Raw genomic sequence first — 12,441 nt, 5'->3', positions numbered from 1 at the left:
CGGTGTGAAAAGTGATTCAGAAGATCGAGGGGGACCAAGGCCGTCCGGCCGGTCAGGACTTGCCGAACTCGTCCTTGAGGAAGGCGAGGACTTCGTCGGCGGTGGCGTTCTCGAGCCGTTGCGCCACCGAGTCCGCGCCGGCCCGCACGGCGCCGGTCCGCGCGGCGCCGGTCCGCTCCGCATTGGCCCGCTCCGCATCAGCCCGCTCCGCGCCGGCCCGCTGCTCAGCCGCGTTCCACCCGGCCAGAAGGGACTCCAGCCGTCCGCGGACCGTGGCCCGCTCCGCGCTGCCGGAGGCCAGCCGGGACAGACCCGCCACGAGGCGGTCCAGTTCGCCGGCGACATCCTGCTCGCGCGGCTCCGGGGAGGCCGGGGCCAGCCTGGTGCCCAGGTGGGCGGCCAGGGCCTTGGGGGTGGAGTGGTTGAAGAGCGCGGTGACGGGAACACGCTCACCCGTCGCGGCGGCCAGCCGGTTGCGCAGTTCCACGGCGGTCAGCGAGTCGAGCCCCAGGTCCATCACGCCCCGGTCCGGGGCGATCCGGGCGGGGTCCGGGTAACCGAGAACCCCGGCGATCTGGGTGCGGACGAGGTCCAGCAGCAGCCGGTCGCGCTCGTCGGGGGCGGCGGCGCGCAGCTGCCGGGCCAGGTCGGCGTCCGCCGTGGGCAGCGGGCGACCGGTGGTGTGCGCCAGCCCCGTGAGCAGGGCGGGGATCGGAGCCGGTCCCCGCGTGTCGATACGGGCCGGGTCGAGGGCCGTCGGCACCAGCAGGGCACGCGGGGTGGTCAGAGCGGTGTCCAGCAGCCGCAGGGCATCGGGGGTGGGCATCGGCAGGATGCCGAGGGCGGCCATCCGCTGCCGGTCGACCTGGCCGAGCGCGGCGGTCCACTCGCTGTGTTCGGCCCACAGCCCCCAGGCGAGGGAGAGCCCGGGCAGGCCGTCGGCGCGGCGGTGGGCGGCGAGCGCGTCCAGGAAGGTGTTGGCGGCCGCGTAGCTCGCCTGCCCCGCCGCCCCGATGACTCCGGCGAACGAGGAGAACAGCACGAAGGCGGAGAGATCCAGGCCCGCCGTGAGGTGGTGCAGGTGCAGCGCGCCGTCCAGTTTCGGGCGCAGCACGCTCTCCAGCCGGTCGGGGGTCAAGGCGTCGACCACCGCGTCGTCCAGGACGGCGGCGGTGTGCACCACGGCCGTCAGCGGGTGGCCGGCGGGCACGGTGGCCAGGAGGCCGGCCAGCGCCTCCCGGTCGGAGGTGTCGCAGGCGGCGACGGCCACGGTGGCGCCCAGCCCCGACAGTTCGGCGGTGAACTCCGCCGTTCCGGGCGCGGCCGCGCCGCTGCGGCTGGCCAGCAGCAGATGGCGGACGCCGTGCTCGGTGACCAGATGCCGGGCGACCACGCGGCCCAGGGCCCCGGTGCCGCCGGTGATGAGCACGGTGCCGGTGCGGATCGCCGTCGTGGCGGCGGTGGCGGTGTCCGTGGTGGGCAGTGCGCGCGGCCGGGTCGGCGGCCCGGCGGCGGCCGGGGCCAGGCGGGGCACCAGCAGCGCACCGTCGCGCAGCGCGAGCTGGGGCTCCCCGGTGGCCGGCGCGGTGCGCAGCGCCTCCCGCGAGGCGGCCGAGTCGTCGGTGTCCACGAGCACCAGCCGACCCGGGTGTTCGGCCTGTGCGGAGCGGATCAGGCCCCACAGCGGTGCCTGCGCCAGGCGCGGTTTCTCGCCCTCGGCGACCTGCACGGCGCCGTGGGTGAGAATCAGCAGACGGGCGTCGAGCAGCCGCTCGTCCGCCAGCCACTGCCGCAGCAGTTCCAGTGTGCGCCGGGTGGTCTCCCGGGCGACGGCCGCGTCGCGTACGGAATCGGGCTCGCCGATGACGGCACCGTCGCCCGGCAGGTGCGGCCGGAACACCGCCACCGTGTCGGTGGGGACTTCGCCTGCCTCCAGTGCCGCGCCGAGCGCGGCCGGATCGGGGTAGGCGGGCACGGGCCGCCCCGGCGCGCCGAGCCACTCGGTGTGCTCGCCACCGGTCTCACCCAGCCACACATGGCGCGGTTCGTCCGCGGGCGGGGCGGCGGGTACCGGCGGCGCGGTCCAGTCCACCTGGAACAGCGACCGCTGGTGCCGGGAGCGGGCGGCGCGCAGCTGTTCGGCGGAGACGGGGCGCAGTTCCAGCGTGCCGACGGAGAGGATCGGACGGCCCGCCGGATCGGTGATCCGTACCGCCATGCCGTGGTCGCCGGCCGGGGTGATCTCCACGCGGGCTTCGGTGGCCCCCGAGGCGCTGAGGGTCACGTGCTGCCACGAGAACGGCAGCCGCTGCCGACCGCCACCGGCCGGCTGCCCCGCCATCTCCTCGGCCATGGGCAGGCCGCCCGCCTGCAGGGCGGCGTCCAGCAGCGCCGGATGGAGGCCGAAGGCGCCGCCGTCCCCCGCCGGTTCCGGCAGCCGCACCTCGGCGTAGACGGTGTCGCCGTCGCGCCACACGGCGCGCACGCCCTGGAACGCGGGCCCGTAGTGGTAGCCGAGCCCGGTGAACCGGGCGTAGAAGTCGGCGGTGCCGACCTCCCGCGCGCCCGCGGGCGGCCACGCGGCGGCGGGATCGGTGTCGTCCCTCCCGGCGGCGGGTGAGGCATCGAACGCGTCGGTGGTGGGGGAGGCGTCGAGCGTGCCGGTGGCGTGGCGGGTCCAGGGCGCGTCGTGCCGCCCCTCGGGCCGGGCGGAGACGGTGACCTCGCGCCGGCCGCCGTCCTGGGCGGGGCCGACGTTCACCTGGACGACGAGGCCGCCCTCGTCCGGGATGACCAGCGGCGCCTCCAAGGTGAGTTCGGCCAGCCGGCCGCATCCCGTCCCGTGGCCGGCGCGCAGCGCCAGCTCCACGAACGCCGCGCCCGGCAGCAGCACCGTGTCGCCCAGGGCGTGGTCGGCCAGCCAGGGGTGGTCGGCGAGCGACAGCCGCCCGCTGAACACCGCGCCGCGGTCGTCGGCCAGGTCCACGGCCGTGCTCAGCAGCGGGTGCCCGACGTCTCGCAGGCCCGTCCGGGCGGTGGGCACGGTGGAGCCGGGCGCGTCGAGCCAGTAGCGGGTGCGCTGGAAGGGGTAGGTGGGCAGCTCGGCCGGGCGTGTGCGGACGCCGGCGAAGAGGGCCTTCGCGTCCAGTGGGGCGCCGTGGACCTGTGCGGTGGCGAGCGACCGCAGCAGCGTGGCGAAGTCGCCCTCGTCGCGGCGCAGCGACTCCAGGACCGCCGCGTCCTCGCCCGACTCCGCGATGATCTCCTCGATGGCCGTGCCGAGCGTGGGATGCGGGCCGCACTCGATGAACAGGCGGTGCCCATCGGCCAGCAGCTGCCGCACGGCAGCCTCGAACTCGACCGGCTGCCGCATGTTGGCGTACCAGTAGTCGGCGTTCAGCCGCTCCCCGGCGACGACGCCCGAGGCGACGGTGGAGTAGAAGGGGATCGCCCCGTTCTTGGGGGTCAGCGAGGTGAGCGGGGCGGCCAGCCGCTCGCGCAGCCGCTCGACGAGGAACGAGTGCGACGGCGGTGTCGCAGGGACGATCCGGGCCCGCACGCCCTCCGCCTTGACGTCGGCCACCAGCTCGCGCAGGGCGTCCATCTCGCCGGCGACGGCGGTCAGGCTGGGCGCGTTGACGCCGGCGACGTCCAGCCGGCCGGCCCAGCGGGGCAGGAGCTCCCGTACCCGCTGGACCGGCAGGGCCACGGAGGCCACCGCCCCCGCGTCGGCGAGTTCCTGGGCGAACAGCTTGGAGCGGAGCGCGATGATCTTCGCCGCGTCGGAGAGGGAAAGAATTTCCGCGATGTGCGCCGCGGCGATCTCGCCCTGGGAGTGGCCCACCACCGCGGCCGGTTCCACCCCGTACGAGCGCCAGGTGGCGGCCAGCGAAACCATGGTCGCGAACAGGGCGGGCTGCACCACGTCGATCCGGTCGAGGGACGGCGCGCCGGGCGCCTGCCGCAGTACGTCCATCAGCGACCAGTCCACGTACGGGGCGAGCGCGGCGGCGCACTCCTGGAGGCGCTCGGCGAAGACCGGGGAGGAAGCCAGCAGGCCGCGGGCCATCCGAGGCCACTGCCCGCCCTGCCCGGGGAAGACCAGCACGACCTTCGGGTCGGTGCCACCGGCCACCCCCCGCACCAGGCCCGGGTGGTGCCGCCCGGCCGCCAGCGCCGCCAGGCAGCGAAGGCGCTCGGCGGGGTCCGGGGTGGTGACCGCCGCCCGGTGCGGGAAGGGGGCGCGGGTGGTGAGCAGGGAGTGGGCCACGTCGTCGGCGGCAGGGGCCGTATCCCGCCCGAGCCGTTCGAGGAGCAGCCGCGCCTGGTCGCGCAGCGCCGCGTCGGAGTGCGCGGACAGCAGCCACGGCCGCGGCACCCCCGCACCGGCCGCTTCCCCGGCGGACGGTGGCACACCGGTGTCGACATCGGCGCCGGACGGAGTGGTGGCGGGGGCGGCCTCGAGGACGACGTGGGCGTTGGTGCCGCTGATCCCGAAGGCGGAGACGCCGCACCGCCTGGGGGCGCCGGTCTCCGGCCACGGCGTCGACGCGGTCACCAGGCTGACGGAGCCCGCCGACCAGTCGATGTGCGGGGAGGGCTCGCTGACATGGAGGGTCGGGGGCAGCTGCCCGTACCGCATGGCCAGCACCATCTTCATCACCCCGGCGACGCCTGCGGCGGCCTGGGTGTGGCCGATGTTGGACTTCACCGAGCCGAGCCACAGCGGGCGGTCCTCCGCGCGTCCTTGTCCGTAGGTGGCCAGGAGTGCCTGGGCTTCGATGGGGTCGCCGAGTCGGGTGCCGGTGCCGTGTGCTTCGACGGCGTCGATGTCGGTTGCGGTGAGTCCCGCGTTGGTCAGTGCTTGTCGGATGACTCGTTGTTGGGATGGGCCGTTGGGGGCGGTGAGGCCGTTGGAGGCGCCGTCCTGGTTGACGGCGGAGCCCCGTACGACCGCGAGGACGCGGTGGCCGTTGCGCCGGGCGTCCGACAGCCGCTCCAGCACCAGCATCCCGACGCCCTCGGAGAACGCCGTGCCGTCGGCGGTGGCGGAGAAGGCCTTGCAACGTCCGTCCGGCGCCAGCCCCTGCTGCCGGGAGAACTCCACGAAGGTGTCCGGCGTGGGCATCACCGTCACGCCGCCGGTCAGGGCCATGTCGCACTCGCCCTGCCGCAGCGCCTGACAGGCCAGGTGCAGCGCCGTGAGGGAGGAGGAACAGGCGGTGTCCACGGAGACGGCCGCGCCCTCCAGCCCGAGGGTGTAGGCGATACGCCCGGAGGCGACGCTGATCGCGGAACCGGTCCCCACATAGCCTTCCACGTCGGCGGGCGTGCCGCCGTGCCCGTACCGGCTGGGCAGCAGTCCGACGAAGACCCCGGTCCTGCTGCCGCGCAGGGACGCCGGGGCGATCCCGGCCCGCTCCACCGCCTCCCAGGCGGTCTCCAGCAGCAGCCGCTGCTGCGGGTCCATGGCCAGCGCCTCGCGTGGCGAGATGCCGAAGAACTCGGCGTCGAACTCGGCCGCCTCGTGCAGGAACCCGCCCCTGCGCACATAACTGCGGCCGGGGCGGCCCGGGTTCGGGTCGTACAGCTGGTCAAGGTCCCAGCCCCGGTCGGCGGGGAAGTCCGAGAGGGCGTCCCGCCCCTGCGAGACGAGCTGCCAGAAGTCCTCCGGGGAATGGACGCCACCGGGGAAGCGGCAGCTCATCGCGACGATGGCCACCGGGTCGGCGCCCACGGAAGCAGGGCCTGCGGCGGGGGAGAGGGCGGGGGAAAGGGCCGCCGTGTCCCCGGACGCGCCGGACATCTCGGCGAACAGATGCCCGGCCAGCGCGGCCGGCGTGGGGTGGTCGAACACCACGGTGGTGGACAGCCGCAGGCCACACGCGGCCGACAGGCGGTTCCGCAGCTCGACGGCGGTGAGGGAGTCGGCGCCGAGCCTGGCGAAGGGGGTGTCGGGGTCCACCGCGTCCCCCGAGGTATGCCCGAGCACCACGGCCGCCTCGCCCCGGACCAGTTCGGTCAGCGCCCGGCGGCGCTCCTGTGGGGCGAGCGCGGCCAGCCGGGCGGCCGGCGCGCCGCTCCCGGCGGGTCCGGCGGGACCGGCAGCGAAGGCCGCGGGCCGGGCGGCCGGGCCGACGAGTCCGCGGAGCACCGGCGGGAGGGACCGGCCGTCCGCCGCGGCACCGGCCGGCGGCCTCAGCCGCACGGGGGCGAGCAGCGGTTCGCCCTGCCGGAGAGCCAGATCGAACAGGTCCAGCGCGTCCTTCGCCGGAAGGGGCACGATGCCCGTGCCCCGGCTCAGCCGGGCCAGGTCGCCCTCGCCCAGATGCGCCGTCAGGGCGCTGCGGTCCTCCCACAGGCCCCAGGCCAGGGACAGCCCCTCCTGCCCGGTGGCCCGGCGGTGCTCGGCCAGGGCGTCGAGAAAGGCGTTGGCGGCGGCGTAGTTGGCCTGCCCCGGGGTGCCGCAGAGCCCGGCGACCGAGGAGAACAGGACGAACACCGCCGGATCGCGACCGGCGGTCAGCTCATGCAGATTCAGCGCCGCGTCCACCTTGGGCCGCAGCACCGCGTCGAAGTGCCCGGGGGTCAGCGCCTCCAGCGGCGCGTCCGCCAGCGCGCCCGCCGCGTGCACCACCGCCGTCAGCGGCCGGTCGGCCGGGATGGCCTCCAGCACACGCCGCAGATCCGCGCGGTCCGCCGCGTCGCACGCGGCGACGGTGACCCGCGCGCCCGCCGCGGTCAGCTCCTCCTGGAGCGCGGCCGCGCCCGGCGCGTTGGGGCCCCGCCGGCTGAGGAGGACGAGATGGCGCACTCCGTGCGCGGCCACCAGACGGCGGGCGACGGCGCCGCCGAGCGTGCCGGTGCCCCCGGTGATCAGGGCCGTACCGCCCGGATCCAGCGCCGGCGGCACGGTGAACACCACCTTGCCGATGTGCCGGGCCTGGCTGACATGGCGAAACGCCTCCGCCGCCCGGCGGATGTCCCAGCTGCGCGCCGGAAGGGGGCGCAACGCCCCCTGTTCGAACAGGCTCAGGACCTCGGCCAGGATCTCCCGCAGCCGCTCCGGACCCGCCTCCGCGAGGTCGAAGGCCCGGTAGCGCACCCCGGGATGGGCGCCGGCCACCTGCCCGGCGTCCCGCGGATCGGACTTGCCCATCTCCACGAACCGGCCGCCGCGGGGGAGCAGGCGCAAGGAGGCGTCGATGAACTCGCCCGCCAGGGAGTTCAGCACGACATCCGCGCCCCGCCCCTCGGTGACCTCCAGGAACCGCTGCTCGAACTCGGTGGTACGGGAGGAGGCGAGGTGACGGTCGGCCAGGCCGTGGGTCCGCAGCACCTCCCACTTCCCGGGGTGGGCGGTGGCCAGCACCGTGGCCCCCAGATGCCGGGCGAGCTGTACGGCCGCCATGCCGACGCCGCCCGCGGCCGAGTGCACCAGCACCACCGGCTGCCCGGCCCCCTCGCCCAGCCCGCCGAGGTCGACCAGCCCGTAGTACGCGGTCACGAACGCGGCGGGCACCGCCGCCGCCTGCTCGAACGACCAGCCGTCCGGTATCCGAGCCACCAGCCGGTGGTCGGCGCGGGTCACCGGACCGAACGCGCCCTCGAACAGGCCCAGGACCCGGTCCCCCGGCCGCAGACCGGTCACATCCGGGGCCACCTCCAGCACCACACCCGCCCCTTCGCCCCCGATCCGGGCCTCACCGGGGTACATGTCCAGCGCCACCAGGACATCGCGGAAGTTGAGACCGGCCGCGCGCACGCCGATCCGCACCTCACCGGGCGCGAGGGGTTCGGCAGCCTCGGGAGCCGGTACCAACGCCAGGTTCTCCACGGTTCCCCGGGCCGCCGTCTCCAGCCGCCAGCACCGCTCGCCCGCCGGCGGGACGAGCAGCCCCGCGCGGCGGCCGCGGACCAGGCGGGGCACGCGGACCTCACCGGCGCGCACCGCCACCTGCGGTTCACCACTGGCCAACGCCGCCGCGACATCCCGCCACGGGTCTGCGGGGTCTGCTGGGCCTGCTGGGTCTGCCGCGCCGGCTGGGTCTGCGGGGTCTGTCGGGTCTGTCGGGTCTGCCCGGTCGTCGAGGTCGACCAGGACGATCCGGTCCGGGTGCTCGGTCTGCGCGGTGCGCACCAGGCCCCACAGGGGCGCCTGCACCAGGTCGGGCGAGCCTCCGTCGACCGCCACCGCGCCGCGGGTGACCACGACCAGCGGGATCGCGGCCAGCCGGTCCTCTGACAGCCAGCGCTGGAGCAGTGTCACGGTGCGGGCCACCGCGCCGTGGACGGCGGTGGCGGTGGCGGTGGCGTCGGAGAGGTCACCGGGGGCGGCGGTGCCGAGGAATGTGACCGCGGCGTGCGGAGCCCGCTCGCCCTTCAGCGCGTCCAGTTCGCCGCGTTCATCGAGTTCGTCCAGGAGCTCCGCTGGATCGGCGTACGTCAGCGGCCGGATACCGTCCTCGGGAGTGGGCGCCAGCTGCCAGACGAGCCGGGACAGGTCCTGGTGCCCGGCGTTGTCGTCACGGGCGAGCCGCGCCGGGTCGGCGGGGCGCAGCGTCAGCTTCTCGACGGAGAGAACCGGCAGCCCGGCCGGGTCGGTGACGAGTACGGCCAGAGTGTCCGGGCCGGTCGGGGTGGACCGCACCCGCAGCCGCCGGGCGTTCTCCCGGTACAGGGCCACCCCCTGCCAGCTGAACGGCAACCGGACCGCGCCGCCGGCCTCGTCGGCGATGAGTGTGGCGTGCAGGGCCGCGTCCAACAGCGCCGGATGGACACCGAAGTGTTCGTCGCCGGCCGCCGCGTCGGGGGTCTCGGCGCGATCAGGCAGTTCCACCTCGGCCAGGATGTCCTCACCCCGGCGCCACATGGCCCGCAGGCCACGGAAGGCGGTGCCGTATTCGTATCCCCGCCGGGCGAGTGCGGCGTAGGGGTCCTGGAGCGGAACGGGGACGGCATCCGCCGGTGGCCACACCGGCTCGCCGAGCGTCGGCGGGCCGAGGACCTGCGCGAGCACACCGTCGGCGTGGCGCGTCCAGGGCTGGTCCGGCGCGGCGTCCCGCGGCCGGGAGTGGATGACAATGGTCCGCTCGGCGGTGGTTTCCTGCGTGGGGCCCACGGTGACCTGGAGGTCCACGGCGCGCGGGTCGGCGAGCACCAGCGGCTCGTGCAGGGTGAGTTCGGCGATCCGGCCGAACCCGACCTGGTCCCCGGCACGGATCGCCAGCTCCACGAACGCGGTGCCCGGCAGCAGGACCGTTCCCTGGACGGCGTGGTCGGCCAACCAGCTGTGGGCCGCCAGGGAGATCTGCCCGGTGAGCATCACCCCGCCGGTCTCGGCCAGGGGCATGACCGTGGCCAGCAGCGGGTGACGCGGCGAACGCGCCGTACCACCCGGCAGCACGACGGAGGAGCCCGCCGCCTTCGCGTCCAGCCAATAGCGCTGGTGTTGGAAGGCGTAGGTGGGGAGGTCGATCCAGGGGTGGTGGTGGGTGGTGTGCCGGTTGATGGGGGTGCCGTGGACGGCGAGTTCGGCGAGGGAGAGCGTCAGCTGGTCGCGGGTGCCCTGGTCACGGCGGAGGGAACCGGTGACGACCGCCCGGGTCTGTGACGCCTCGGCCGTTTCCTGGATGCTGGTGGTGATCACTGGGTGGGGGCTGATTTCGACGTATGCGCCGAAGCCCTGGTGCAGCGCGGTGGTGATCACGGGCGCGAATCGGACGGGTTCGCGGAGGTTGCGGAACCAGTATTCGGCGTTCATGTCCGAGCCGTTGGTGAGGCGTTCGTGGAGGGTGGACCAGATGGGGATGTTGCCGGGGCGTGGCTGTATGGGGGCGAGGTCCTTGAGGAGTTGGTCGCGGACGGTGTCGATGTGGGGGCTGTGGGAGGCGTAGTCGACCGCGATCGACCGGGCTCGTATCTGTTGTTCCTCGCATGTGGCCATGACCTGGGTCAGGGCTTCTGGGTCGCCGGAGATGACGGTGGTGGTGGGGCCGTTGACGGCGGCGATGCACACCTGCCCCGACCATGCCTCGATGAGTCCGGCCACGGTGTCGGGGTCGGTGGCGAGGGAGGCCATGCCGCCGGCTCCGGTGAGGGTCAGCAGTGTGCGGCTGCGGAGTGCCACGACGCGTGCCGCGTCCTGGAGGCTGAGGGCTCCGGCGACGCAGGCGGCGGCGATCTCTCCTTGGGAGTGGCCGATCACGGCGGCGGGGGTGATCCCTTGGTTCTGCCACCAGGCTGCCAGGGAGACCATGACTGCCCACAGGGCGGGCTGGACCACGTCCACGCGGGTCAGGGCGTCCTCATCGGCCAGCACGTCCCGCAGTGACCACGGCACGAACTGTGAGAGGGCCTGTTCACATTCGGTCAGGCGGGCCGCGAACACCTCGCTGGTTTCGGCGAGTTCCAGTCCCATGCGTACCCATTGGGCGCCTTGGCCGGGGAAGACGAACACCACCTGATCGGCGCCTGGTACCGGTGTGCCGTGCACGACACCGGTCGCCGGGCGGCCGGTTGCCAGGGCTTCCAGTCCGGTCAGGAAGCCTTCGCGGTCTTCGGCGACGACCGCTGCGCGGGTGTCCAGGGCGGCGCGGCGGGTGGCCAGGGCGTGACCGACCGCGGCGGTGTCCACGTCGCTTCGAGTGCTGAGCCAGTTCCGTAGCCGTGCGGCCTGGCCTCGCAGGGCGCTTTCGCCGCAGCCTGATATCAGCCAGGGCACTGCCCCTGGCACGGGGGCCGTGCCGGCCTCCTCGGCCGGTGTCTGTGGTGTCTGTGGTGCCTGTTCGAGGATGACGTGGGCGTTGGTGCCGCTGGCGCCGAACGAGGAGACACCCGCGCGGCGGGGCCGGTCCACCTCGGGCCATGCGCGGTGTTCGGTGAGGAGCGACACCGCGCCCGACGACCAGTCGACCTCACCCGACGGACGTTCCACATGCAATGTGCGCGGCAACTCACCGTGCCGCAGCGCCATCACCATCTTGATCACGCCCGCCACGCCGGAGGCGGCCTGGGCGTGCCCGATGTTCGACTTGAGCGAGCCGAGCCACAGCGGCTGGTCCTCCGCGCGCCCCTGGCCATAGGTGGCCAGGAGCGCCTGGGCCTCGATGGGGTCGCCCAGCCGGGTACCCGTACCGTGCGCCTCGACGGCGTCCACCTCGGCCGGCGACACCCCCGCGTTCGCCAGCGCCTGCCGGATCACCCGCTGCTGCGACGGACCATTGGGAGCGGTGAAGCCGTTGGAGGCGCCGTCCTGGTTGACGGCGGAGCCCCGTACGACCGCGAGTACCCGGTGGCCGTTGCGCCGGGCGTCCGACAGCCGCTCCAGGAGGAGCATTCCGGCGCCTTCGGAGAGACCGAAGCCGTTCGCGTCACTGCCGAAGGCCTTGCAACGGCCGTCGGGGGCCAGCGCCCGCTTGCGACTGAACTCGATGAACATGCCGGGAGTGGCGAACACCATGACGCCGCCGGTCAGGGCGAGGGTGCATTCGCCCTGGCGCAGGGACTGGGCCGCGTAGTGCAAGGCGACCAGGGAGGAGGAGCAGGCCGTGTCGACGCTGATGGTGGGGCCCTCCAGGCCCAGGGTGTAGGCGATGCGGCCCGCGAAGGCGCTGGGGGTGGTGCCCATCAGCAGATACCCCTCCATCGAGGCGGGGGCCTCGTGGAGCCTGGGGCCGTAGTCCATGCCGACGGCCCCGATGAAGACGCCGGTCCTGCTGCCCCGGAGGGAGTCGGGGTCGATCCCCGCGTGTTCGATGCCCTCCCACGCCGTCTCCAGCAGCAGCCGGTGCTGCGGGCCGATGGCGAGCGCCTCGCGGGGGCTGATGCCGAACAGATCGGGGTCGAACTTGTCGGCGTCGGCGAGGAAGCCCGCTTCCCGCTGGTAGTAGGTGCCCGCGTGGCCCGGATCCGGGTCGAAGAGCGCCACCGTGTCCCATCCCCGGTCGGTGGGGAACGGCCCGATGGCGTCCTGGCCGGAGGCCACCAGCCGCCACAGGTCCTCCGGCGAGCGCACCCCGCCCGGGAAGCGCGCGGCCATGCCGACGATCGCGATCGGCTCGTCGTCGGCGGCGCCGGCCCGTTGCGGGGCCACGGCCTCCGCGGTGCCGCCGCTCATCAGCTCGTACAGGTGGGTGGCGAGCGCCTTGGGGGTGGGGTGGTCGAAGAGGACGGTCTCCGGCAGCGGCAGCCCCGTCTCGGCGGCGAGCCGCTCCCGCAGCCGGCGTTCATGGGAGCGGGCGAAGCCCGCGGCGCGAAAAGGACGCCCCGCTTCCATGACGCCGCCGGTCCGCTCCAGGATCTCGGCGGCGAGGCCGGTCACGGTGCGCCGTAAGAGATCGCGCCGCTGGTCGGCGCTCAGTCCGTCCCACTGGCTCCGCACAGTCGCGTCGGTGTCACGGTCACCAGAGCCCAGCATTCGGTGTTCCCCCCCGTTGAAAG

General features: G+C 74.5%; 1 protein-coding gene. It reads right to left on the bottom strand.

The window, feature by feature from the left end; translation table 11 throughout:
* Positions 1 to 52: 52 nt before the first annotated feature.
* Positions 53 to 12,418, bottom strand: coding sequence for an SDR family NAD(P)-dependent oxidoreductase (locus tag ACFZDL_RS10200; RefSeq protein WP_391190842.1), 12,366 nt, complete (start codon positions 12,416 to 12,418; stop codon positions 53 to 55).
* Positions 12,419 to 12,441 lie beyond the last annotated feature (23 nt).

It is taken from the genome of Streptomyces sp. NPDC007917 (assembly GCF_042959105.1).
In the GTDB taxonomy this organism is placed as follows: domain Bacteria; phylum Actinomycetota; class Actinomycetes; order Streptomycetales; family Streptomycetaceae; genus Streptomyces.
Note: the sequence above shows the minus strand (reverse complement) of the source record. Positions and strands in the feature narration are given on the sequence as shown.

Excerpts from the sequence above, each read along its gene's own strand:
- ACFZDL_RS10200 (WP_391190842.1), bottom strand. The coding sequence starts at position 12,418 with ATGCTGGGCTCTGGTGACCGTGACACCGACGCGACTGTGCGGAGCCAG.